Here is a 24,404-nt window from a genome sequence, read left to right as displayed (position 1 = left end):
GTTGGCGTTCTGACGCATCCGAGGGGGAATCTGTCCAATGAACCGGCGCGAAATGATGACGAGCGTTGCCGCCGTCGCCGCCACGTCCTCCGCCCTCATCCCCGGGAGTTCCATGTCCGCCACCGCCAAGCCCGTTCCTCCTGTCGCCAAGAAGGTTCCAAAGCGCATCGAGCAGCTGGGCCGGGTGCGCGTCGACGACTACGCCTGGATGAAGGACGACAACTGGCAGAAGGTCCTGCGCGATCCGAGCCTGATCAAGGCCGAGGTCAAGGAGCACCTGACCGCCGAGAACGCCTATGTGAAGGCGATGCTGGCCCCGACCCAGGACCTGCAGAAGGCAATGTTCGAGGAGATGAAGGGCCGCATCAAGGAGGACGACTCCTCTGTCCCCTCGCCTGACGGCCCGTACGACTACTATTCGCGCTTCGCCCTGGGCGGCCAGCATCCGATCTACGCACGGCGTCCCCGTGGAAAGACGGACGGCGAAGAGGTGCTGCTCGACAGCGACGCCCTGGCCAAGGGCAAGGCCTACAGCCAGGTCAGCGCCGCCGACCACAGCCCCGACCACAAGCTGTTCGCCTATGCCGAGGACGCGCAGGGCTCGGAAGTCCACAAGATCTACGTCAAGGACCTGGCCACCGGCGAAATCCTGCCCGAGCCCGTGGACAGCAGCACCGGCGACTTCACCTGGTCGCCCGACTCCAAGTGGCTGTTCTGGACCCACCGCGACGACAACGGCCGCTCCGACAAGATCTATCGCCGCCCCGCGCGCGGCGGGCTGAAGGACGACGTGCTGGTCTATGAAGAGCCCGACGACGGCTTCTTCGTCAGCGTCAGCGTCACCGGCTCGGACGCCTTCATCGTCATCAGCGCCGGCGACCACGAGACGTCGGAAACGCTGCTGATCCCGGCCAGCGACGTGAACGCCAAGCCGAAAGCCGTGGAGCCGCGCACGCCGGGCCTGCGCTATTCGGTCGAGCACTGGGACGGCAAGTTCGTCATCCTGACCAACGCCGACGACGCCATCGACTTCAAGCTGGTCGAGGCGCCGGTCGACAATCCGGGCCGCGCGAACTGGAAGGACTTCGTGGCCCACAAGCCGGGGACCTTCATCACCGGCCACGCCGCCTACAAGGACCACCTGGTCCGCGTCGAGCGCGTCAACGCCAACACCCGCATCGTCATCACCGACCGCGCCACCAAGGCCGAAAAGCCGATCGTCGTCGACGAGCAGGCCTATGTGCTGAGCGTCGAGGGCGGCTACGAGTTCGACACCCCGACCCTGCGCTACGTCTACCAGTCGCCGACCACGCCGCGTCAGTGGTTCGACTACGACATGCGCAGCGGCGACAAGGTGCTGCGCAAGACCCAGGAAATCCCCTCGGGCCACGATCCCAGCAAGTACGTGACCAAGCGCCTCTATGCGAAGGCGCCCGACGGCGCCGAGGTGCCGGTGACCGTGCTGATGAAGAAGGACGTCAAGCTCGACGGCAAGGCGCCGCTGCTGCTGTACGGCTACGGCAGCTACGGCATGTCGATGGACCCGTCGTTCTCGATCCGCAACTTCAGCCTGGTCGACCGCGGCTGGATCTGGGCCACGGCCCACATCCGCGGCGGCTCGGAGAAGGGCTACGGCTGGTTCCTGGACGGCAAGAAGTTCAAGAAGAAGAACACCTTCACCGACTTCATCGCCTGCGCCGAGCACCTGCACGCGGGCGGCTACGGGGCCAAGGGCCGTACGGTGGCCTATGGCGGCTCGGCCGGCGGCATGCTGATGGGCGCGATCACCAACCTGCGGCCGGACCTGTGGTCGGGCATCATCGGGGCGGTGCCGTTCGTCGACGTGCTCAACACCATGAGCGACACCTCCCTGCCGCTGACCCCGCCGGAGTGGCCCGAATGGGGCAATCCGCTGGAGGACAAGGAGGCCTACGACTACATCGCCAGCTATTCCCCGTACGACAACGTCACGGCCAAGCCCTATCCGGCCGTGCTGGCCACCGGCGGCCTGTCGGATCCGCGCGTCACCTACTGGGAGCCGGAGAAGTGGGCCGCCAAGCTGCGGGCCAACACCACCAGCGGCAACCCGATCCTCCTGAAGATCAACATGGAAGCCGGCCACGGCGGCGCCTCGGGCCGCTTCGACTTCCTCAAGGAGATCGCGCTCGACTACGCCTTCGCCGTGTGGGCTGTCGACAAGGGCTGGACGAAGGCCTGAGAAAGCCCCTTCCCCCTCGCGGGGAAGGGGTTGGGGATGGGGGCGCCGACGCTGTCATTGGCCGGCACGGTGCCGACACCCCCACCCCTGCCCCTCCCCGCAAGGGGGAGGGGTTCATGTGTTTCTGGAGTTTCGCTTGATCATCCGCCCCTCCACCGAGGCCGACATCGGCGCGATCACGGCCATTTACGGCTGGAACGTGCTCAATGGCCTGGGCACCTTCGAGGAAGTCCCGCCCGACGAGGCCGAAATGACCCGTCGGCGCGCGGCGTTCCTGGACCGCGGCCTGCCCTACCTGGTCGCCGAACTGGACGGAAAGGTGCTGGGCTATGCCTATGCCGGTCCGTTCCGGCTGCGGGCGGCCTATCGCTATACCGTCGAGGACAGCATCTATGTCGCCCCCGACGCGGCCGGAAAGGGCGTCGGCAAGGCGCTGCTGAAGGCGCTGATCGAGGCCTGCGAGGCCCTGGGCCTGCGCCAGATGTGCGCGGTGATCGGCGACAGCGGCAACGCCGCCTCGATCGGCGTCCACGCCGCGCTCGGCTTTACGCACAAGGGCGTCTTCCCGGCCATGGGCTACAAGTTCGACCGCTGGGTCGACCTGGTGTGGATGCAGCGCCCCCTGAACGGCGGCGGCGACACCCCGCCCGACGCGCCCGGCATGTCGCTGAGCGGCGTCTAGGTCGCCGCAACGCCACTCAAAGCAAAAGCCCCGCCGGCGGACCGGCGGGGCTTTCGTGTTTTCGGGGCTCTTTAAAAGAACCGAGGATCAGGCCTTGCGGGCGCGGGCCTTGCCCGGAGCCTTGGCCTTGCGGCCGCCTTGACCCAGGCCGAGGGCCTTGGCCATGGCCGAGCGGGCTTCGCTGTAGGACGGCGCCGTGGTCGGATAGTCGGCCGGCAGGCCCCACTTCGACTTGTATTCGGCGACGGTCATGCCGTGGGTGGTCAGGTGGCGCTTCAGCGTCTTGTAGGGCTTGCCGTCCTCGAAGCTGATCAGCGCGTCCGGCGTGATGCTCTTGCGGATCTGGGCCGGAGTAGCCTTGGTAACGGCTTCGGTCACCGGCGCTTCCGGCGAACCAAGACCGGCAAGGGCGTCGTGCGTGGCCCGAATCAGAGCCGGCAGGTCAGAGACCGAGGTCGTGTTGTTGGCCACATAGTTGGCCACAATCTCGGCGGTCAGCTCGATCAGGGTCGATTTGTCTTCCACGGCGTCACTCCACAATGACTTTAAATTCGGAAATACACCCGCCCCGTGGAATTACAAGTACACAAATACGCAATCGAACGAGCAACGCTCCGCGAAAACAGGCTTTATTTCGTAGCAACAATGTCGATGGCGGATTTTCAAAGCCTTAGCCGTAAGCGATTGCGCTCGCCTTCAAGTTCAGTTTCCACCACGGACGTTTTCGCAGTCGCGAAGACCGGAAAGGTTCGCGTGCAACTGCACTTTTGAACAGGGCCGGGCGCGGGATCGAGATTCGCCGCGCGCCTCACCGCCATCTTCAGATCGAAGCGAACATGCCGGGAGGATCGTGCAAGGGCTCGGACGCGCGACGGCGCGGGCCGGTAAAGCACAGCTTGAAGGAAGAAGGAGATCGCGATGTAAACGCCGCTCCGGAAGGGAGCTGCTGATCAGCGAAGAGATTGAAGAGAGTGGCTGGGGAACTAGGACTCGAACCTAGAATGACGGTACCAAAAACCGCAGTGTTACCATTACACCATTCCCCAGCAGGAACGGCTGCCGACCCAGTGGGCCGCGGCGAGGCGGTGGAGATAGCTCAGGATTCGGACGGTGGCAACGCCCTCCAAATTCTTTTTTTGGGTCTATTTTCACGCTTGCGACTCTCCCGACCGCCGCCTATAAGCCGCCTCCCAAGTCGAGCACAGCCAACCGGCGGCGCGGCTTCGGAAGTCGGAGTGTGGCTCAGTCTGGTAGAGCACTGCGTTCGGGACGCAGGGGTCGCAGGTTCAAATCCTGCCACTCCGACCATCTTCTTTCCCGAGAAAATCCCTTCATCTGCACCGCACGGGCGATAAGTTCGGCAGGTTGCTTGCTGTTCATTTGACCGCAACGCGACAGCCGCTAGCTTGCGACGACATTGAAGCGCGACGGACGCACGACCACCTGTGCTTTTCCGCCGCCGCGCCTTGGCTATCGCAACGGGACCCCGATGAAGCAGTTTCTCATGACCGTGGCCGGCGTGTTCGTCGGACTGGTGCTTTTTCTCGTCGGGGTTCCCTTCATATTGATCGTGCTGGCGGCCGGCGCGGCCCGCCCTGCCCCGGTGGCGACCAACTCGGTCGTGCAGCTGGACCTGCGCGGCGGTCTGTCGGACCAGGATTCGCAGAATCCGTTCGCGGCCTTCGGCGGCGGCGGCCAGTCGGTGATGGGCGTGATCGAGGTGCTGCGCCGCGCCGAGACCGACGACAAGGTCAAGGCGGTGTTCGTGCGCCTGCCGGAGGGCGGGATCGCCCCGGCCTCGGCCGACGAGATCGCCCAGGCCTTCAAGCACTTCCGCAGCGTCGGCAAGAAGCCGATCATCGCCCACAGCCAGGGCATCTATCCCTCGGGCATGTCGACCTCGACCTACCGCCTGGGCGCGGCCGCCAGCGAGTTCTGGATGCAGCCGGACAGCGCGCTGCAGGCCGTGGGCGTGGCCAGCGAGACGATGTTCTACAAGCGCCTGTTCGACAAGTACGGCGTCAAGGCCGACTTCGAGCAGCGCTATGAATACAAGAACGCGGTCAACCCTTACCTGAACAGCGACTTCACCCCCGCCCACCGCGAGGCGACGCTGTCGTGGATGGGCTCGGTCTACACCAGCGCCCTCACCGCCGCCGCCCAGGACCGCAAGCTTGAACCGGCCCGCCTGATCAAGGCCATCGAGGCCGGCCCCTACAGCGCCCAGCAGGCGCAGGGACTGGGCCTGATCGACAAGGTCGGCCAGGTGAAGGAAGCCCAGGACGCTATGCTGGCCCGCGCCGGCAAGGGCGCCAAGCTGATCGACTTCTCCGACTACGCCTCGCGCTCGAAGAAGGACCTGCCCAAGACCGGCGCGGCCATCGCCGTGATCGGCGCCGAGGGCCCGATCGTCACCGGCACGGCCGGCCAGGCCTCGCCGTTCGGCGGCGACAGCACCATCCACTCCGACGAGACCGCCAAGGCGATCTACGACGCGATCGAGGACAAGGACGTCAAGGCCATCGTGCTGCGCGTCTCCTCGCCCGGCGGCTCGGACACGGCCTCCGAACAGATCCTGGCGGCCGTGAGGGCCGCCAAGGCGGCCGGAAAGCCCGTCGTGGTCAGCATGGGCACCTACGCCGCTTCCGGCGGCTACTGGATCAGCAGCCAGGCTTCGGCGATCGTGGCCCAGCCCTCGACCCTGACCGGCTCGATCGGCGTGTTCGGCGGCAAGTTCGCCCTGGGCGAGGCCCTGTCGCGCTTCGGCGTCGACACCCGCCAGGTGACCGTCGGCGGCGACTACGCCGGCGCCTTCGGCACGGGCCAGGAATTCACCGCCGACCAGCGCGCCCGCTTCTCGGCCTGGATGGACAATATCTACGCCGGCTTCATCAATCGCGTGGCCGAGGGCCGCAAGCTGCCGGTCGAACGCGTGCGCGAGATCGCCAAGGGCCGCGTCTGGACGGGCGTCCAGGCCAAGGAACTGGGCCTGGTGGACCAGCTGGGCGGCTTCTACGACGCCGTCGACAAGGCCAAGGCCCTGGCCAAGCTGACGGGCGACGTGCGCCTGAAGAAGATCGGCGGGCCCAAGTCGCCGTTCGACGCCCTGGAGAAGGCCCTGGGCGTCAGCTCGGCCTCGATGCGCACCGTGGCCGCCGCCGCCTGGATCCTGGGCGACCCGCGCTCCGAAGCGATCCTGGACGAGATGGCCAAGACCCGCCTGCGCTCGCAAGGCGCCAGCGTCCTGGCCGATACGCCGTCGTACTGATCGACAGACCGGCTTCACGAGAAGGGCCGCTCCGAAAGGGGCGGCCTTTTTTGTTTGGGCGCGCTCACAAAGACGCTCCCCCTGAAGGGGGAGCTGTCGCGAAGCGACTGAGGGGGAAGTGACTTCCCACGTCGGCGCTCGGCTCAGGCTCATCAGGAACTTCCCCCTCCGGCCCTTCGGGCCACCTCCCCCTTCGGGGGGAGGGTCTGAGGCGGCGCCCCCTCTTGGGGAGGCGGCCGGCGGGGGGCCGGTTTCAGCTTTCAGGGCGTCAGTCGGTTTCGTGAGGGCTCCCCCCACCGATCGCTGCGCGATCGCCTCCCCACGGGGGGCCTTGCGCGCAAACAAAAACGGCGGGTCCTTTCGGACCCGCCGTCGATGCCGTCTGTCCCGGCGGTCTTGCGACCGCCGGGGCGAACGCCAGGCTGCTTAGAAGCGCAGCTTGGCGCCGAGGAAGTACGAACGACCCAGGATGTCGTAGGTGTTCGGGTCGGTGTTGCCGTCCGGCGAGTTGTCGAACACCGGCGGCTTCTTGTCGCCGAGGTTGCGAACGCCGCCGAAGACTTCGACGTTGTCGTTGACGTTCCAGCGGGCGCTGACGTCGTGATACATGAAGGCCTTGACGGTGTTGTAGCCGCCATCCTCGAACTCGGGGATGTTGCCTTGGTTGTCCATCTTGCCGATGTAGGTGCCGGTGTAGGCCAGGCGGACCGGGCCGACATCATAACCAACGCGCAGGCTGGCCTTCCATTCCGGCAGCGAGGCCGAGATGTTGTAGGCGCCGATGGTGCCCTTGTAGTCGATGCCGTCCAGCTCGTAGCTGTCGAGATAGGTGCTCGACAGGTCGAACTGCAGCTTGTCGCCCCAGATGCCGCCGGCCCACGGAACGTTCCAGCCGTACGAGACGGCCACGTCGATGCCCTTGGTCTGCAGAGCCGACACGTTGCCGAGCGGCGCGCGGGCCTTCAGGTTGCCGGCCGCGTCGCGGTAGATCAGCGGCAGGTTGATGCCCGAGTCGAAGCAGGCGGCCGAGGTCAGGCTGCCCGAGGCGAAGCAGTCGTTGACGATGCCCGAGACGCCGCCCTTGATCGTGCCGATGTAGTCGTCGATCTTGATATCGTAGTAGTCGACCGTGGCGCTCAGGCCCGAGATGAAGCTCGGCTGCCAGACGACGCCGAAGGTGATCGTTTCCGACTTCTCTTCGTTCAGGCTCGGGTTGCCGTAGAAGAACGACTCCGTCTGGGTGTTCTGGGCGACGAAGTTGCCGGCGACCGGATCATAGCCCAGCTGAGCGGTACAGAAGGTGCGAACCGAGGCCGACAGGGTGCGAGCAGCGCCCGTGCCCGGGTTGACGGTGGTGCAGGGGTCGAGCACGGCCGGGAAGCCTTGGTCGCCCGACTGGTACAGTTCGAACACCGACGGAGCGCGGCTGGCCTTCTGGAACATCGCGCGCAGCTTGATGTCCGAGATCGGCTTGTATTCCAGACCGACCTTGTAGCTGTAGACGCTGCCGACCGACGAGTAGTCGGAGTAGCGGCCGCCCAGTTCCAGGCCCAGGTACTGCACGCCGGTCACGTCGGCGACCAGCGGAACCACGGCTTCGGCGTAGAGTTCGCCCACGCTCGAGGCGCCGCCAACGGCGCGTTCGGCGTTGAAGCCGAAGATGTCGCCGGCGTTCTTGGCCGCGTCGGGGGTGAAGGCCAGGCTGTCTTCGCGCCATTCGGCGCCGACGGCCACCGACAGGTCGCCGGCCGGCAGCTTGAACAGCGGACCGGTGGCGTACACCGAACCGACGTTACGCTCGAACACGGTCAGGTCCGAGAAGTTCAGGCGGATGAAGTTGGCCGCGGCGGGCGAGATCGTGCCGGCGCCGAACATGTTCAGCGGGGCGCAGGTTGGGAACAGCGCCAGCGAGGCGGTCGAGCAGCTCGTGGTGCTGGCGCCGGCGCCCGAAGCGATCGCCGCGGCGACCTTCGAACGCGAGACGTCGTTCTGCACGCCGACGCGGAACTCGGTGCGGCCGAAGCTGTAGAAGGCTTCACCGGTCCAGCCGTGGCCCAGATCGGCCTTCAGGCCGAGGTTGATCTGGTACAGGTCGGAGTCGCGGGTCTCAACGCGCGGGCCGACTTCTTCCATACGGCGATCGAAGAAGATCGGGGCCGTCGGGTTCGGACGGGTGGCCAGCAGGGCGGCCAGGGCCGGCGAGACGAAGGGGTTGTTGTACGGGATCTGGATCGCGGTGGCCGGGGTCGGGGCCAGCTGAGCCGAGTTGCGGCTGTCCGAGTAGAACAGTTCAGCCGTCGCGGTCAGGCGGTCGGTGATCTCGTAGTTGCCCAGAGCGGTGATGTTGAAGCGCTCGCCCGGCGACAGCAGGTTATTGACCGGCGAGAAGTTGTAGCGGTCGCCAGCCAGGGTGTTGACGAACGGACGCGGGGTGCCGTTGGTGTTGAAGCCGTAGCGGACGTTCAGCGGGCTCGAGGTCGAACCGCCGAAGGGGTTGGTGCCGATGGCGCTGGCGGCGCCCGTCACGCCCGTGCCCGAACCGCCGGCGTTGGACACCAGCGACCACGGACGGTCGGCGTTCGGCAGGATCTTGTCGCGGCTGTAGTAGTTGGCGTAGGCGGTGACGTTACCCTTGCCGTCCGGCGTGTTGGCGCCGATCAGGACGTAGGTGTTGGTGGTCTTGCCGTCGCCGATTTCGGTGCCGGTCCACTGGGTGCCGACTTCGACGCCTTCGAAGTCCTTCTTCAACTGGAAGTTCACGACGCCCGACAGAGCGTCCGAACCGTACACGGCCGAGGCGCCGCCGGTGACGATCTCGACCTTGTCGATCAGGGCGGTCGGGATGTTGTTCAGGTCGACGGTGTTAGCGCGCGTCGACGGGTTCATGCGGTGACCGTTGACCAGCACCAGGGTACGCGACGCCCCCACGCCACGCAGGTCGACGGTGGCCGTGCCGTCGGACGGGTTGTTCGAAGCGGCGGTCAGGCCGGGCATCACCTGCGGCAGACGGTTCAGCACGTCTTCGGTGGTGGTCGAACCAGCGGCCTGGATGGCCTCCGACGTCACCGTCGAGATCGGGCTGTTGGCCACGTAGTCCTGGCGCGCGATACGCGAGCCGGTGACCACGACGGCTTCGATTTCCGTCGACTCGCCTTCGGGAGCCGTCTGGGCCGACGCCACACCGGCGCTGGCCGCGGCGATCGCGAGGCCGCTGATGATGGTCGTCGTCAGCAGGCGCTTACGCGTCATCTGAATCTTCAATGGAATCCCTCCGAGAATGGGCCGGCAGGGACGAAGTCTCCAGCCGTCATGCCCACGTCTTGCAATCCCAGGCTGCTCACAGCCCGGTTGGCGGGGACGTTAGGAGCGCCCGCTCTCGGCGGTCAATTTCCGATTACGGTTATGTAACCTGAAGCATCGTGCCTGTCGCAAATTGAACACACTGCTGTCGCCTATGCGGCAGATTACAGCCGCTAGAACCGCGTTATACGGCCAAGCTAGCGCATGATTGTTCAAATAAGGCGGCTTAGTGGCAATTTTCTCCGCTTTGAAATAACGCCACTACCGGAATATGTTCACTTCCTGAAACGCGATTCTCGCACGACGATCCCCTTGCGGGCTCGTGAGCGGCCATAGTGGCGCCACAATCTGACCGCGTGTCGTCCGCGACACATATCGGTCTCCCCCGGGACCGCTTCCTCGCCAGTCGGATCCGTTCATGCGCTCGATTCAGCTTCCGCTCGCCCTGCTCGTCCTGGGCACCCTCCCCGCCTCAGCCCTGGCCGCCGGCCCGACCGCGCTGGACGCGGTGACCGCGTGCCGCGCAATCGCCGAGGCCGATGCCCGCCTGGCCTGCTACGACAAGGCCGCGAGCGCGCTGGTGGCGGCCGATGCGGCCGGCGACATCGTGGTGCTGGACCGCCAGAAGGTGGAGACCGTCAAGCGCGAGGCCTTCGGCTTCAACCTGCCCAAGCTCGACCTGTTCGGCGGCAAGGGCGAGAAGCCCGAGGCGCTGGACCGCGTCGAGGGCGTGGCCAAGCAGGCCTGGCAGAATGGAACCGGCGGCTGGACCATCGTGTTGGAAGACGGCGCCAAGTGGGACCAGGTCGGTCGCGATCCGGTGCGCCGCGCGCCCAAGCCGGGCTCGAAGATCGCCATCCGCAAGGCGTCGATGGGGAGCTTCTTCCTCAATATCGACGGCCAGACGGCCATCCGGGCGCGCCGCGTCGACTAGTAGGGCTTGCCCTGGCCGCCCGCGCCGCGCATCTGAAGGACCTTGTTATAGAGGTTCTTCGAGGCCCGACGCCCATGACCGATTTCCGCCGCGTGACCGACAGCCTGTCGGTCAGCCCCCAGATCAGCACCGACGACGTGGCCCGGGCCAAGGCCGAAGGCTTTTCGCTGATCGTCAACAACCGTCCCGACGGTGAAGACCCCAGCCAGCCGACCAGCGCCGAGATCGAGGCGGCGGCCAAGGCCGCGGGTCTTTCCTACCTGCACGTGCCGGTGCGCGGCGGACCGACCCAGGAGCAGGTGGACGCGGTGCGCGAAGCGGTCGAGGCCGCCGACGGCCCGGTCCTGGCCTTCTGCCGCTCGGGCACCCGCTCGATCGTCACCTGGTCGATCGGCCAGGCGCTGTCGGGCGCGGCCGATCGCGAGACGCTGGTGAAGCAGGGCTATGAGGCCGGCTACGACCTCTCCGGCGTCCTGCCGCACTGAAATCCCGTCTAGTAGCCGCCCAGCGTTCCGACGCGAGCGGCCATCGGGCTGGGTTCGGGCTCGCAGGACGCCAGCACGAACTGCGCCGTAATGAGACACAGGATGGCGAAGGCCGCGCGCTGGAGCCGTTTTGAGACAAAAATCGCCGTGTCGGCCGCCATGATCCGTACTCCGCAGGGTTTACGAGTCGTTAAGCGCAAGACCGGCGCCGCTCAGGATGGGTCGCGATGATCCCCTTCGTCCGCGAGATCGAGTTCGAGTACGGCCGCTGCGACCAGGTCTCGCCGCTGATCCGGCGTGTGATCGCCGACAATCCGGGGCCGTTCACCTACACCGGTACGGGGACCTACATCGTCGGCCGCGGCGTCGTGGCGGTGATCGATCCGGGCCCCGACATGCCCGCCCATCTGGACGCCCTGCTGGCGGCGATCGAGGGCGAGACCGTCAGCCACATCCTGGTGACCCACCACCACGCCGACCACTCGCCCCTCGCCGGCCCGCTGGCGCAGAGGACGGGGGCCAGGATCTGGGGACGGCCTGCGCCGGCGCTGGAAGTCTCGGAAGAGACGGGTGTGCAGCTGGACGCCGAGGACGACGGCCAGTTCCGGCCCGACATCGAGATCGCCGACGGCGACGTCTTCGAAGGTCCCGGCTGGACGCTGGAAGCGATCACCACGCCGGGCCACACCTCCAACCACGTCTGCTTTGCGCTGAAGGAAGAGAACGCCCTCTTCAGCGGCGACCACGTCATGGGCTGGTCCACGACGGTGATCACCCCGCCGGACGGCGACATGGGCGACTATTTCGCAAGCCTGGCCAAGATCCAGGCCCGGGATTTCGAGACCCTGTGGCCGACCCACGGCTCGCCGGTGCGCGAGGTGGCGCCCTTCCTTGCGGCCTATGTCGACCACCGCCGGGCGAGGGAAGCCCAGGTGCTGGCCGCGCTGACCGGTGGCCCCGCGCAGATCAAAGCGATGGTGCCTGTGCTCTACGCGGCGGTGGATCCGCGCCTGCATCCGGCGGCGGCGCTGTCGATGCTGGCGCACCTGGTGCTGCTGGTGCGGGAGGGCCGGGTGGTCTGTGACGGGCCGCCAGGGCTGGACAGCGAGTATCGGCTGGCCTGAGGCGTTCCCCTACTTCGTCATCCCGGGCGTAGCGCAGCGTAGACCCGGGACCCAGGGGTCGCCGCAATGCATCGGATACCGGCTGGGCGGCGAATCTTGACGCCGCGCCCGGTCCCCCTGGGTCCCGGATAACGGCTTCGCCGTTTCCGGGATGACGGGCTTTTGAGGCCGTAGATTTACAGCCGCGCCTTGACGCTGGCCCGCAACGTCCGCGGCGCGCCGGGGAAGATCCAGACGGGGCTGTAGGAGCTCTGGGCGTAGTGCTCGTCGAAGAGGTTGTCGACCTCGAGACGGACATCGACCCTCGGCGTCACGGCGTACTCCACCGTCGCCTTGGCCTTCCAGTAGGACGGCAGGATCAGGCCCGAGCCGTCCAGCGCCCCCGCCCGGTCGCCCATGTAGCTGGCGCCCACCGTCAGCGACCACCTGTCGAAGGTCCCCACGGCGAAGGCGCCGCCCGAATGCTCGGGCACGTTCAGCACCGCGTCGCTGGCGAAGGCGGTGTCGTCGGCCTTGGCGTCGGTCCAGGCGTAGTTGACCACCACGCGCCAGGCGGCGCTGACCTCGAACGAACCGTCGAACTCGACGCCCCGGCTGGTCAGCTGGCCGACGGGGGCCAGGAAGCTGGCGTCGACGGGATCGTTGGCCAGGATGTTCTGCTTTTCGATGTCGAACAGCGCCACCGCCAGGTCGACGCCCGGCCAGCGGCCCGAGAGCCCCAGCTCCCAGCCCTCGCCCTTCTCGGGCGCGAAGCCCTGGCCGGTGCGGCCGGTGCCGGAGTTGAGCAGGAACGAGCGGCCGAAGCTGGCGTGGGCGGTCAGGGCGTTCGTCAGCTGATAGCGGGCGCCCAGGCGGTAGTCGACGGGCGAGCCCTCGCCGCGCCCGACCGCGCCGGTGCGGTTGTTGCGCACGGTCTGGCGGTAGTCGTCGACCCGCACGCCGGCCAGCAGGCTGAGGCGCTCGGAGACCTGCCACAGGTCCTGGGCGTAGAGGGTGGTGACGCGGCGGGTCTCGCGGTTGTCGGTGAAGGGCAAGAGCGGCAGGGCCTGGCCGCCATAGACCAGCGCGTCGATCGAGATGGCGTGCGGCGCGGCGGCGGTCGGGTTCCGGCGCAGCAGGAACTCGCTGTAGTCGAGGGTGTAGCCCTTCACCCCGACATTGAGGTGGTGCGCGCCGATGCGGCCGTCCAGCTCGAGGCGGCCCGAGACGTCCTCCACCGCATAGTCGCGCTCGCGCCGCTGGCGCCACAGCTGGCGGCCGACCAGGCGCGACTGGTCGCTGGAGAAGCCGTGCATGTCGCCGGTGCGGTAGGCGAAACCGGCCGTCAGGCGCCAGTCGGACGACAGTTCGTACTCGCCGGTCAGCTGGTGGCGCTCGTTGCGGAAGCGGGTCGTTCCGTCGCCCGGCTCGCCAAAGAAGCGCGAACGCGGGATGGCCAGGGCGTCGCCGTTCACCGCCGGCACGCCGCGGTCGAAGGGCGCGTCGAAGACGGTGAACTCGCCCACATAGGTCAGGCGCAACGCGTCGGTGGGCCGCCAGGTCAGCGACGGGGCGATGGCGCGGCGGTGCAGGTCGACATGGTCGCGCCAGCCGTCGCTGCGTTCGTCGGCGACCACCAGGCGGGCGGCCAGGGTGTCGGACAGCGGACCGGTGAAGTCGATCTCGCCCCGGCGCAGGCCGAACGAGCCGACGGTGGCGGCCACATGCCCGCCGCGCACGAACTGCGGGGTCTTGGAGACGATGTTGACGCGGCCGGCCGGATCGATGTCGCCGAACAGGGCGCCGGCCGGGCCTTTCAGGATCTCGACGCGCTCTGCCGTGGCCGGGTCGCGGGGCGGCGCCAGGCCCCGGTTGGCCAGGAAGCCGTCGACATAATATTCCGCCCCGCCGTCGGGCGTGCCGAGAAAGCCGCGGATGGCGAAGTTGTCGAGGAAGCCGCCGCGGTTGTTCTGCTGGGACACGCCGCTGGTCAGCTCCAGCGCGTCGGCCAGGCGCCCGGCCCCGACGGCGTCGAGCAGGTCACGCTCGACCGAGCGGCTGGACGGCGAAGTGGCCTGGGTGATCTCGCCCGCGCCCAGGGTGACGTCGCGGGCTGCGCCGCGTCGCCCCAGGATGACGATCTCGCCCACGGCGTGGGGCTCCGTCTCGGCGGCCGGGACGGTTTCCGGCGGCTCGGCGGCGGACAGGGCCAGCAGGCATGCGCTGACGCAGCTCCACGACAGGGGCAAGAGATCAACTCCGTTTGTAATGTTATTTCATATCAGCTATGCCGCCCGAGTGATGCTGTCAACCAACGCCGTTTCCACCGCCCTTCCCGCTCCAGCCGCGAGCCGGATCGCCGCCATCGACGCCCTGCGGGGTCTCGTCATGCTGCTGATGATGGTCGACCACGTGCGGGAGTTCTTCTTCATCCACGCTCAGGTGTCGGACCCGATGGACGTGGAGGCGACGGCCCCATCCCTGTTCTTCACCCGGCTGGCGGCGCACCTGTGCGCGCCGGTGTTCGTGGCCCTGACGGGCCTCGCCGCCTGGCTATACGGCCGCAAGGCCGGCGGGAACGATCCGCGCGCCATCGCCCACGCCGCCTCGGGCTTCCTGTTCAAGCGGGGCCTCTTCCTGGTGTTCCTGGAGCTGACCTTCGTCAGCTTCGCCTGGACCTTCGACCTGACGCCCAGGACCTATTACCTGCAGGTGATCTGGGCGATCGGCCTGTCGATGATCGCGCTTTCGGCCCTCGTCCACCTGCCCCGCGCGGCGCTGGTCGCCGTGGGTCTCGTGATCGTGCTGGGCCACAACCTGCTGGATCCGATCAGCATAGCGCAGGGCCAGCCCGGCCACGCGCTGTGGGCGATCCTGCACGACCGCGGCTTCATCGACCTGCCCTGGGGGGCGCAGGCCCGCACCTCCTATCCGCTGCTGCCATGGATCGGGGTTGTGGCCCTGGGTTTCGGCATTGGCCCATGGTTCGTCGGCGCCTGGCGCGACCGGCGCAATCGCCTGCTGCTGACCGGCTTCGGGGCGCTGGCGCTGCTGGTGATCCTGCGCAGCCTGAACGGCTATGGCGAAACGCCCTGGGTCGCCGGCTCAAGCCCGATCCGCACGGTGATGAGCTGGCTGAACTTCACCAAGTACCCGCCCTCGGCCGACTTCCTGCTGCTGACACTGGGTCTGGGCGCCCTGCTGCTGGCGGGGCTGGAGAAGGCGCCGGCGCGGCTGGTGTCATGGCTGGCGGTGCTGGGCGGCGCGCCGCTGTTCTTCTACCTGATCCACCTCTACGCCCTGCACCTGCTGCAGCTTGCGGCGGTCGCGGCGATGGGCCCGAACCAGGGCGAGGTGTGGAGCCTGCCGGGCGTGGCCTCGATCTGGCTGACGGCGGCGCTGGTGGCGGTTCCATGCTGGCAGGCCTGCCGGTGGTTCGGTCCGGTCAAGCGGGCCAGCCGGCAGCCGTGGATGAAGTATCTCTGATAACTCCCTTCCCCCTAGATGGGGGAAGGGTCGAAGGGTTTGTCCGATACTCGACACACGCCCCCGCTCCGGGTGAAATGGCGGTTCGGCGTCTCCCCCGCGCCGGCAGCGTTACAGGACCCGATGTTCACCAGCGACGAGACCGCGCGCCTGGCGGCCCTGCATGAGTACGGCCTCGTGGACACCCCGCCCGAGGCGGCGTTCGACCGGATCACGGCCCTGGCGGCCGAACTGTTCGACACGCCGATCGCCGCCGTCACCCTGATCGACGCCGACCGGCAGTGGATCAAGTCGATCGTCGGGCTGGAGCCGGGCGGCACCCCGCGCGAGGACGCCTTCTGCCACTACACCATCGAGTCCGACGAGGTGATGGAGGTGCTGGATCCGGAGGGCGACGACCGCTTCCGCGACAATCCCTTCGTCACCGATGATCCCAACATCCGCTTCTACGCCGGCGCGCCGCTGAAGCTGCACAGCGGCCATCGGCTTGGGGCGCTGTGCGTCATCGACCAGCGGCCGCGCCCGCCGCTGACCGCCGAGGAGAAGCGGCGCCTGAAGGCCCTGGCCCAGATCGTCGTCACCGAGATGGACCTGCGGCTGCTGAACGCCCGCAACGAACTGCTGACCCGCCGGGCGCAGGCCGCCACCGAGGCCAAGAGCGAGTTCCTGGCCAACATGACCCACGAACTGCGCACGCCGCTGACCAGCGTGATCGGCTTCAACGGCCTGTTGGCCGCCTCGCCCAACCTGCCCGAGCGCGAGCGGATGCTGGCCACCAAGGCCAAGTCGGCCGGCGAGAAGCTGCTGACCATCGTCAACGACGTGCTCGACCTGGCGCGGCTGGAAGCCGGCGTCGCCGACCTGGCCGCCGAGCCGATCGACGTGGCCGAGGTCGCGCGCTCGGCCGTCGAACTGTTCGCTGAACGGGCCCTGGCCAAGGAGATCGCCCTGACCGCCGAGATCGCCGGCGCCCTGCCGACGGTGCGCGGCGACGCCTCGCGCCTGCGCCAGATCCTGGTCAACCTGCTGGGCAACGCCCTGAAGTTCACTGAACGGGGCCAAGTCAGCCTGGTCATCGCGCCGCGCGGCGGCGAGCTGGTGATGACCGTCACCGACACCGGCGTCGGCATCCCCGCCGACCAGCTGGAGCGGATCTTCGAGCGCTTCGAGCAGGCGCCGGGCGCGGCCAGCCGCTTCGGCGGCACGGGCCTGGGCCTGGCCATCTCGCGCCGGCTGGCCCGTCAGATGGGCGGCGAGATCACGGTGAGTAGCCGGGTCGGCGAGGGCTCGGTGTTCACGGTCATCCTGCCGGGGCGCTAACCGAGCCGGGCACAACTTTACATGGAGGTGAAAATCACCATTCCCTGGCCTCGGGGAGCGCTGGCGAGGGCCAATGGCTCGATGTCGAGGAGGCCGCCTTGCTGCTCAAAGGAACCCAGATCGCGGTCGACGCGACGGCGTTCAAGCCTATTGAATGCTTCCAGGTAGGCAACCCGGTCTCGACGGCCGGGCTGAGTCTCGGCTGGACCGAAGAGTTCGTCCAGTTCTCGAACGGGACCGGCGACGCCGGGCCCTCGAGCGCCATTCAACTCCATGCCGGAAACGATAGCGAGCTGATCGGCTCGCCGGAGCAATACGTTCTCACGTCCAGGGGTCTGGTCCCAATGAAAGACATCAGCCCCGGCAACACGCTGATCCAGGCCGATGGCCAAGACGCCGAAGTATTGGCGGCCACGATGGAGATGCTCGATCTGGGGATGTGGTCGATCGCGACTTCACAAGAGTTCGCTGTGTCCATCGACAAACACCTGCTGGTCGCGAACGGGTTCGTCGTCGCCGACTATGCGCTGTGTCTGGCTCTGCAAGCCGGCATGCTGCCGACGACGATCAGCTCGGCAGGCCAGATCGCCTGACGCCCGATCACGGGCCGGAGGGACCCTCCCCTTCGCCCGCGACCTGGTTGATGCTGTTATAGAGGGTCTGCAGGTAGTTGAAGTCGACCGAGAACAGCTCCTCGATCACCTTGGTGTTGATCATGTCCAAGGTTCCGAGCCTGACGATGACACGGCTCAGCACGATGATGGTCAGATAGGCCGGATTGGCCTGCACCCGGTGATCCTTTAGCGGCAGGATTTCGTCGGCGGCGGTGGCCAGGCGCATCACGCCCTGCCTGTGCAGATTGCCGTCGGCGTCGCGATAGCCGACCGGCAGCGTGAACTCGAACTCGGTCGCGAATGGATTCATGACGCGTCTCCCCCAACTGAATGCAGCCGTCAGGCGTCCAGGCCGCGGACGCCATCAAGATCGCGCATGGGTTGACGCACCATTACGCTTCGAGCGGTGGGATCAGGGCGCCCCCACCCTGCCCCGCAGGTGCTCGGCCAAGCGGATCGACAGGGTGATGATCGTGAAGGTCGGGTTGGAGATCCCGGTCGAGGGAAACACCGACGAGCCGGCGACATAGAGGTTGTCGAGGCCGTGAACCTTGAGGTCGGCGTCGACCACGCCCTCTTTCGGGTCGGCCGACATGCGGGTTGTGCCGATGTGGTGGCCGTTGACGGTGAGCCCCTCCTTCACGGCGGGCCAGGGCTGGTAATAGACGTCGCCGCCCAGCTCCTCGACCGCGGCTTTGAACAGCGCCGTCGTCTGGGTGTAGGTCGCCTCGTCGCGGTCGCTGAGCAGCCAGGTGATGTGGGTCTGGCGCTGGCCGAAGACGGGGTCGACCGTGTCGGCCAGGGCGACCCGGCTGTCGGGATTGGGCGCCATCTCGAAGTAGTACTGGCCGTAGTTGGCCCAGAACCAGCAGCTGCCGATGCCCAGGCGCTTCTGCTCGTCGGCCGTGGGCGAGAACCGGCCCGAGACGCGAACGCCGTTCGCATCCTGCCAGGGCACGGCGCGGTTGCCGCTGAGGGTCTGGCCAGCCATCAACCGGGTCTGGGCGTCGGTCAGGTAGGCGCCGCTGGCGCTGAGCACCGGCCCGTTCGACAGCGGATGGCACATGAAGTAGCGGCCGACCTGGTCGTGGTCGTTGCCGACGTCCGACAGCAGGAGCTGGCGGGCGTTCTCGACCGCGCCGCAGGCCAGCACCACCATGTCGGCCTTGATGGTGAACTCGGTCGCCTTCTTGGACGCGCCGGCGGCGCCGTCCATGCTGGCGACCCGCAGGCCGCACACCCGGCCCTGGCGCTGCTCGATCTCCAGCAGGGTGGCGTTGACGATCACGTCGACGTCGGTGTCGGCGATCGTGACGCCGTCAAAGGTGCGCAGGGCGAAGTTCAGGTAGTTCTTGCCCAGGTACTGGTAGATCGTGGTGTCGAAGCCGGTCAGCTCGGGCACCTCGGCGCCGAGGATCTCGGCCCAGGCCTGGGGACTGAAATCGTCGCCGTGCAGCAGGCACAGCTGCGCGGCCTTGGCGTAGTAGGGATCAAGCTCGGCGCGGTCGATCGGCCAGCCGGGAAAGCCTGGGCGGGCCTCGAAGTCGATCGGGTCGAGCGGCCGCGACTGTCCGCCCCAGTGGGCCGAGGTGCCGCCGAACATCCGCTCGCGCTCCCAGGGACCGCCGGCGCGATTGTAGGGTCGGATCAGGAAGTCGGGCTCGCTTTCGGCGAACTGGCCGTCGGCCTTGCCGGCGTAGAGCACGCTCTTGTCGGGCCAGGTGGGATCGAGCGCGCCCTTGGGACTGTCGGGGCCGCCCTCGATCAGCGTGACCTTCACGCCGGCCTTCTGAAGTTCCCAGGCGGCGGTGATACCGGCGGGGCCGGACCCGACGATGCAGACCTGTGTCTCAATCACCGCGCCGTTGGCGATGTCCTTGCCATTGCGGAGCATGAGAGCCTCCCCCGTTCGCTCTCATGCAACTTGCCGCGCCAGACGCCCGAAGGTTGTATCAAATCACACACCCGGATGGGTGGAATGAAATTCTAGCCCTCGATCGCCTTGAGCACGCCGGTGACGCGGCCGCAGTTGCGGCCCAGGTCGCCGCCCTCGTCGCGGGCGACCGAGCGGACGTCGACGCGGGCGCCGCCGGCGTCGGGACGGACGCGGACGACGAGATCGTCCTTCAGACCGTACCAGAAGCTGGCTCCGGCGGCTTCCAGGCGGCCCTCACCCGGGTCGTCGGTGACCAACGTCAGGCCCTTGGCCTGAACGGCGGCCTTGGCCGCCTCGTAGGCGTCGGCAGGCGAGCGGGTCAGCACCAGGGTGCGAGCGGCCGGACAGGTCTCGGCGTTGACCTCGGCCACGCGGCGACCGGCGAACAGCTCCGAACCGACCGGCAGGCTGGGCTCGTCGAGCACCGGGGCGGCGGCCTCGCCGCGCTGGGCCAGGACGTTGTCGGAAAAGCCCAGCGGCGCCTTCCAGTCGGTGGCGACATCGCCGACCGGAGCGGCGCGAGCGCTTGTGCCCGTGGCCAGGAAGAACACGCCCAGGGTGGCGACGGTGATGGCCAGGGCCAGCAAGGCCCGGCGCCAGTGGCGCCGTATGCCGCCGATCATGGCCACGACCACCCCCAGCAGGCCGGTCAGCAGGCTGAACCAAGCGATCAGCGGCGCCAGGTCGCGGGTCAGGAAGTCGTAGGCCAGGGCCTTGTCGAGCAGGCCGGTCTTGGCGCCCAGGGCGCCGACCACGACCAGGACCGCCGGGGCCAGCGCGATGGCCACCGCGCCGGTCAGGATCGGCGCGGCCCAGCCTCCCTTGTCTCCCGACGAAGCCTTGTCGCCCGACGAGGTCTTGGCGGCCTTGGCCTTGCGCGGCTTGGCGCTGCTCAGCGGCATGGCCAGCGGCGCCTCCTCGGCGACGAACACCGGCGGGGCGTCGAAGGCCTCTTCGGGCGTGGCGGCCAAGGGTTTCGCCTGCGGCTCGACCAGGGGCGCGTGCGGGAAGACGTCTTCGGGCGAGATCGGCTCGGCCGCTTCGAGATGAGCGACAGGAACCGGTTCGGGATCGGGCAGAGCCGCGGCCAGGGCCTCGACGCTCAGCGGTTCGGCGGCGGGCTCTATAGCGGCCTGTGCGGCGACCACCTCGGGCTCGTGGACCGGCTCGACGGGGGCTTCGGCCTGCGGGGCCTCCCCCTCTTCGATCACGTCCTCCGGCGCCTCGACCGGCTCGGGGGCGTAGAGCACGGCGGCCTGGGCGCCGTCGGCGGCGGCCAGGGTGGCCGAACCCGTCGCGGCCGAACCGATGGTCGGCAGCACGTAGTCCTTCATCCGCTGGCGGATCAGCTTCTTGTCGATCTTGCCGGTGGCGCCCAGCGGGATCTCATCGACGAAGACGACGTCGTCGGGCATCCACCACTTGGCGATCTTGCCTTGCAGGAAGTCGAGGAACTCTTCCTTCGTCGCGGTCTCGCCCTCCTTGAGCTTGACCAGCAGGATCGGTCGCTCGTCCCACTTGGGGTGCGCCACGCCGATGACGGCGGCCAGGGCGGCCTTGGGATGTCCGACGGCGATGTTCTCGATCTCGATCGTGCTGATCCACTCGCCGCCGGACTTCACGACGTCCTTGGCGCGATCGGTGATCTGCATGAAGCCCATCTCGTCGATGGTCGCCACGTCGCCGGTGTCGAAGAAGCCTTCCTCGTCGAGGATCTTGCCGCCGGCGCCCCTGAAATACTCGGCGGCGATGATCGGCCCACGGATCTTCAGGTGGCCGAAGGCCTTGCCGTCGTAGGGCAGCGGCTTGCCGTCGTCGTCGGTCAGCTTCAGCTCGACGCCCATCGGCGGGCGGCCCTGCTTGAGGCGGTAGGGGATCTGCTCGTCGTAGGACAGCTTCTCCAGCTGGTCGGTCATGGTCGACAGCGTGCCGACCGGCGAGGTCTCGGTCATGCCCCAGGCGTGGACCACCTCGACGCCGTATTTCTCGTGGAAGGCGCGGATGATGCTTTCCGGGCAGGCCGCGCCGCCGATCACCACCTTCTTCAGCGTGGTGATCTTCGAGCCCGTGCTCTCAAGATGCTGCAACAGCATCTGCCAGACGGTGGGCACGGCGGCCGAGAAGGTGACGCCCTCGGTCTCCAGAAGTTCGTGAATCGCCGCGCCGTCCATCCTGGCGCCCGGCATGACGATCTTGGCGCCGGTGGCCGGGGCCGAGAACGCCACCCCCCAGGCGTTGGCGTGGAACATCGGCACCACCGGCAGGATCACGTCGCGCTGCGACAGGCCCATCACGTCGGGCTGCATGGTGATGAAGGTGTGCAGGAAGTTCGAGCGGTGCGAGTACATCACCCCCTTGGGGTCGCCCGTCGTGCCCGAGGTGTAGCAGAGGCCCGCGGCCGTGCCCTCGTCGAACCCGCCCCAGACACAGTCGGCCGACTGCTCGGCGACCAGGTCCTCGTAGCAGAGCAGGCCCTTGAAGTGCGGGGCCTCGCCAGAGAGGTGGAAGTCCTTGGGCATGTGGTCGCGGTCGGTGAACACCACCACGTGCTCGACCTTGGGCAGGCGGGGAATGATCCCCGCGATGATCGGCAGGAAGGTCAGGTCGGTGAAGATCACGCGGTCGCCGCCATGGTCGGCGATCCAGGCGATCTGCTCGGGGAACAGGCGCGGGTTCAGGGTGTGGCACACCGCCCCGATGCCCATGATCCCGTACCAGGTCTCGATGTGGCGGGCGGTGTTCCAGGCCAGGGTGCCGACCCGGTCGCCCGGCTTGATCCCCAACGCCAGCAGGAGGTTGGACACGCGCTTGGCGCGGCCGTGGATCTCGGCGTAGGTCGTGCGGACGATGGGCCCCTCGACCGACCGGGTGACCACCTCGCGGCCGCCGTGCCACTGGGCGGCGTGATCGATGATCTTGTCGAGCGTCAGAGCGCCATGCTGCATCAAACCTTGCATCGAAACCGCTCTCCCGCGTCCTGCTTATCGTTGTTCAGGAGAGGCTAGCGGCGTGCGCTCGGCGGCGCAACGCATGGCTCGCCCCAGGCGAGCAAAGGCGCGGCCCGACTTTGCGCGCATCTGCACGGAGGCGTAGAGTGTGTACATCTACACACGGCCGCGCTGATCGGCCGCATGGCCCGTTCACTCCCAGAACGCCGTTTTGCGGTTAGCTTCAGCACGGCCTGGTTCGGTCCAGGTCCGGGACGGGGTGCGCGGCCATGCAATGGCTCGATGCTCTAGGCGCCGACGAACGGCTCGACGAGGTGGCGAACGACACGCGCCGCCTGACGGTGTCGCGCCTAGTCTCCGCCGCCTTGGTGGCCATGGTCGTCGGGATCGCTCTGGGTCCAGCCATGGCCGCCGGCTGGTTCGCGGCGCTGGCGGCCGGCGAGGCGCTGGCCTCGCTGGTCATCCGCCGCTTCACGGGGCCCACGACCGACCGCCTGCGGGCGCTGTTCGTGCTGGCCTCCATCCCGATCAACGTCGTCTGGTCGTGGCTGGCGGTGGCGCTGTGGATGTTCCCCGACCAGGACCTGCGGCTGGCGGCCCTGGGGGTGTGCGCGGGCCAGATCATCTTCACCCAGAACTTCCGCCACCAGCCGATCAGCCTGCTGGCGATCACCACCGCCCCGCCCCTGCTGTGCCTGGTCGCCTTCCCGTTCCTGACCAACGCCCCGCACGGGGTAGGCTCGCTGACCAACCGCTGGGCCATGCTGATGCTGGTGGCGACCACCATCAACGCCATGCTGCTGAACCGCGCGGCCGCCCGAAAGATGGACGAGCTGACCCGCGGCCTGCGGCAGGAAAAGGAGCGCGCCCTGGCCGCCTCGCGCGTGAAGTCGGTGTTCGTGGCGACCATGAGCCACGAGATGCGCACGCCGATGAACGGCCTGCTGGGCCTGGCCCACGCGCTGAAGGCCACCGACCTGGACGAGCGCCAGCGCGACTATGTGGAGCTGATGATCCATTCGGGCGACAGCCTGATGCAGCTGCTCAACGACGTGCTCGACATCGCCCGCCTGGACGCCGGCGACGCCGACCTGACGCCCTGCGACTTCGACCTGCGCGACCTGGTCCACGCCGTGGCCGACACCTGGCGCGACATGGCCATGGTTCGCGGCCTGGCGGTGGACGTGCGCATCGACGCCACCGCGCCCAAGCGCCTGCACGCCGATCCGGCCCGCATCCGCCAGGTGCTGGGCGGCCTGCTGTCGAACGCCCTGAAGTTCACCCGCGTGGGCGGGGTGACCATCGAGGTCTCGGGCCAGGGCGCTGCGCCCGACGGCCTTGAGACGGTGGCGATCCGCATCACCGACACCGGCCCGGGCATCGACCCGGCCTTCGCCGAGCGGATCTTCGAGAGCTTCACCCAGGCCGACGAGAGCGTATCGCGGGCCTATGGCGGCATGGGCCTTGGGCTGACCATCGCCCGGGCCCTGGCCCGCCGCATGGGCGGCGACCTCAGCCTGGAGCCGGCCGAGCGCGGCGCGCGGTTCCTGCTGTTGCTGCGCGCGCCCCGTCCCGAGGCCCCGCCCCTGCCCGCCCCCGCGCCTCAGGCCGTCGAGGACGACGGCGCGACGCCGCGCGTGTTGATGGCCGAGGACAATCCGATGAACCAGATGGTCGTGCGGCTGATGCTGGAAGCCGCCGGCGTCGACCTGACGGTGGTCGAGGACGGCCGCCAGGCGCTGGACGCGCTGAAGGCCTCGCACTTCGACTGCGTGCTGATGGACATCAACATGCCGGTGATGGACGGAGTGACGGCCCTGTCGGAGATCCGCTCGGGCGCGGCCGGCGCGGCCAACACCCCGGTGATCGCCCTGACCGCCTCGGCCATGGCCGGCGACCGCGAACGCTTTCTCAAGCTGGGCTTCGACGAGCACCTGGGCAAGCCGGTCAAGCCGCTGGACCTGATCTCGGCCATCGCCATGGCGGTGGACCGGACGCCCCCGCCGGCGGCGGCGGTGGGGTGAGACGCCTTCGGCGCCCCCTCCGGCCCTCCGGGCCACCTCCCCAAGAGGGGGAGGATTTAATGCGCCAAGATGCTCCCCCACTGGGG

The 24,404-nt window shown here is 68.0% G+C and carries 17 protein-coding genes and 2 tRNA genes; 11 read left to right on the top strand and 8 right to left on the bottom strand.

Annotation, left to right across the window (positions count from 1 at the left end):
* The first annotated feature begins 37 nt into the window (after positions 1–37).
* Entirely contained in the window at positions 38–2,218 is a 2,181-nt protein-coding gene (locus tag SGCZBJ_RS15395) for a S9 family peptidase (protein WP_101718877.1), read from the top strand.
* A 136-nt stretch (positions 2,219–2,354) separates the two neighbouring features.
* Positions 2,355–2,900 carry a GNAT family N-acetyltransferase gene (locus SGCZBJ_RS15390; protein ID WP_165799335.1) on the top strand — a complete coding sequence of 182 codons (546 nt, stop codon included), beginning with the start codon at positions 2,355–2,357 and terminating at the stop codon, positions 2,898–2,900.
* An 87-nt stretch (positions 2,901–2,987) separates the two neighbouring features.
* Here the strand turns inward: SGCZBJ_RS15390 and SGCZBJ_RS15385 are convergent, their stop codons facing one another.
* Positions 2,988–3,425 (bottom strand): Ros/MucR family transcriptional regulator, encoded by a 438-nt coding sequence (locus SGCZBJ_RS15385; RefSeq protein WP_058349415.1) that lies wholly within the window; start codon positions 3,423–3,425, stop codon positions 2,988–2,990.
* A gap of 447 nt (positions 3,426–3,872) precedes the next feature.
* Positions 3,873–3,946, bottom strand: a tRNA-Gln gene (locus tag SGCZBJ_RS15380).
* A gap of 185 nt (positions 3,947–4,131) precedes the next feature.
* Between SGCZBJ_RS15380 and SGCZBJ_RS15375 the strand changes: the two genes are divergently transcribed.
* Together SGCZBJ_RS15375 and sppA are read left to right on the top strand one after the other, a co-directional pair.
* Positions 4,132–4,208: transfer RNA gene (locus SGCZBJ_RS15375), tRNA-Pro, on the top strand.
* A gap of 181 nt (positions 4,209–4,389) precedes the next feature.
* Entirely contained in the window at positions 4,390–6,168 is a 1,779-nt protein-coding gene (sppA, locus tag SGCZBJ_RS15370) for a signal peptide peptidase SppA (protein WP_101718876.1), read from the top strand.
* A 426-nt stretch (positions 6,169–6,594) separates the two neighbouring features.
* Here sppA and SGCZBJ_RS15365 read toward each other — a convergent pair whose 3' ends face one another.
* Positions 6,595–9,417, bottom strand: coding sequence for a TonB-dependent receptor plug domain-containing protein (locus tag SGCZBJ_RS15365; RefSeq protein ID WP_101718875.1), 2,823 nt, complete (start codon positions 9,415–9,417; stop codon positions 6,595–6,597).
* Between the two features lie 469 nt (positions 9,418–9,886).
* Between SGCZBJ_RS15365 and SGCZBJ_RS15360 the strand changes: the two genes are divergently transcribed.
* Positions 9,887–10,402 carry a hypothetical protein gene (locus SGCZBJ_RS15360; RefSeq protein ID WP_133149268.1) on the top strand — a complete coding sequence of 172 codons (516 nt, stop codon included), beginning with the start codon at positions 9,887–9,889 and terminating at the stop codon, positions 10,400–10,402.
* Between the two features lie 74 nt (positions 10,403–10,476).
* Positions 10,477–10,887: a TIGR01244 family sulfur transferase gene (locus SGCZBJ_RS15355; protein ID WP_101718873.1), complete on the top strand. Its 411-nt coding sequence runs from the start codon at positions 10,477–10,479 to the stop codon at positions 10,885–10,887.
* 8 nt (positions 10,888–10,895) lie between these two features.
* Here SGCZBJ_RS15355 and SGCZBJ_RS15350 read toward each other — a convergent pair whose 3' ends face one another.
* Entirely contained in the window at positions 10,896–11,048 is a 153-nt protein-coding gene (locus SGCZBJ_RS15350; protein WP_101718872.1) for a hypothetical protein, read from the bottom strand.
* A 66-nt stretch (positions 11,049–11,114) separates the two neighbouring features.
* Between SGCZBJ_RS15350 and SGCZBJ_RS15345 the strand changes: the two genes are divergently transcribed.
* Entirely contained in the window at positions 11,115–12,011 is an 897-nt protein-coding gene (locus tag SGCZBJ_RS15345; RefSeq protein WP_101718871.1) for an MBL fold metallo-hydrolase, read from the top strand.
* Between the two features lie 176 nt (positions 12,012–12,187).
* Here the strand turns inward: SGCZBJ_RS15345 and SGCZBJ_RS15340 are convergent, their stop codons facing one another.
* Complete coding sequence (locus tag SGCZBJ_RS15340; protein WP_205685396.1) at positions 12,188–14,239, bottom strand: TonB-dependent siderophore receptor; 2,052 nt, start codon at positions 14,237–14,239, stop codon at positions 12,188–12,190.
* 52 nt (positions 14,240–14,291) lie between these two features.
* Here SGCZBJ_RS15340 and SGCZBJ_RS15335 point away from each other — a divergent pair, with 52 nt between their 5' ends.
* The 3 genes from SGCZBJ_RS15335 to SGCZBJ_RS15325 all read left to right on the top strand — a co-directional run bounded on the left by SGCZBJ_RS15335 (position 14,292) and on the right by SGCZBJ_RS15325 (position 17,389).
* Positions 14,292–15,476, top strand: a complete 1,185-nt coding sequence (locus SGCZBJ_RS15335; RefSeq protein WP_101718870.1) for an acetyltransferase domain-containing protein — start codon at positions 14,292–14,294, stop codon at positions 15,474–15,476.
* A 123-nt stretch (positions 15,477–15,599) separates the two neighbouring features.
* Entirely contained in the window at positions 15,600–16,796 is a 1,197-nt protein-coding gene (locus tag SGCZBJ_RS15330; RefSeq protein WP_165799334.1) for a GAF domain-containing sensor histidine kinase, read from the top strand.
* 98 nt (positions 16,797–16,894) lie between these two features.
* Positions 16,895–17,389 carry a hypothetical protein gene (locus tag SGCZBJ_RS15325; RefSeq protein ID WP_101718868.1) on the top strand — a complete coding sequence of 165 codons (495 nt, stop codon included), beginning with the start codon at positions 16,895–16,897 and terminating at the stop codon, positions 17,387–17,389.
* A gap of 7 nt (positions 17,390–17,396) precedes the next feature.
* Here SGCZBJ_RS15325 and SGCZBJ_RS15320 read toward each other — a convergent pair whose 3' ends face one another.
* From SGCZBJ_RS15320 to SGCZBJ_RS15310, 3 genes are all read right to left on the bottom strand, one after another.
* Positions 17,397–17,720 carry a hypothetical protein gene (locus tag SGCZBJ_RS15320; RefSeq protein ID WP_101718867.1) on the bottom strand — a complete coding sequence of 108 codons (324 nt, stop codon included), beginning with the start codon at positions 17,718–17,720 and terminating at the stop codon, positions 17,397–17,399.
* Between the two features lie 102 nt (positions 17,721–17,822).
* Positions 17,823–19,304: an FAD-dependent oxidoreductase gene (locus SGCZBJ_RS15315; protein ID WP_101718866.1), complete on the bottom strand. Its 1,482-nt coding sequence runs from the start codon at positions 19,302–19,304 to the stop codon at positions 17,823–17,825.
* Between the two features lie 92 nt (positions 19,305–19,396).
* Positions 19,397–22,303, bottom strand: a complete 2,907-nt coding sequence (locus SGCZBJ_RS15310) for a long-chain-fatty-acid--CoA ligase (protein ID WP_101718865.1) — start codon at positions 22,301–22,303, stop codon at positions 19,397–19,399.
* A gap of 260 nt (positions 22,304–22,563) precedes the next feature.
* Between SGCZBJ_RS15310 and SGCZBJ_RS15305 the strand changes: the two genes are divergently transcribed.
* Complete coding sequence (locus tag SGCZBJ_RS15305; protein WP_101718864.1) at positions 22,564–24,318, top strand: response regulator; 1,755 nt, start codon at positions 22,564–22,566, stop codon at positions 24,316–24,318.
* The last annotated feature ends 86 nt before the right edge of the window (positions 24,319–24,404 follow it).

The sequence above is a fragment of the Caulobacter zeae genome (assembly GCF_002858925.1).
GTDB classification, from domain to species: Bacteria; Pseudomonadota; Alphaproteobacteria; order Caulobacterales; family Caulobacteraceae; genus Caulobacter; species Caulobacter zeae.
Note: the sequence above shows the minus strand (reverse complement) of the source record. Positions and strands in the feature narration are given on the sequence as shown.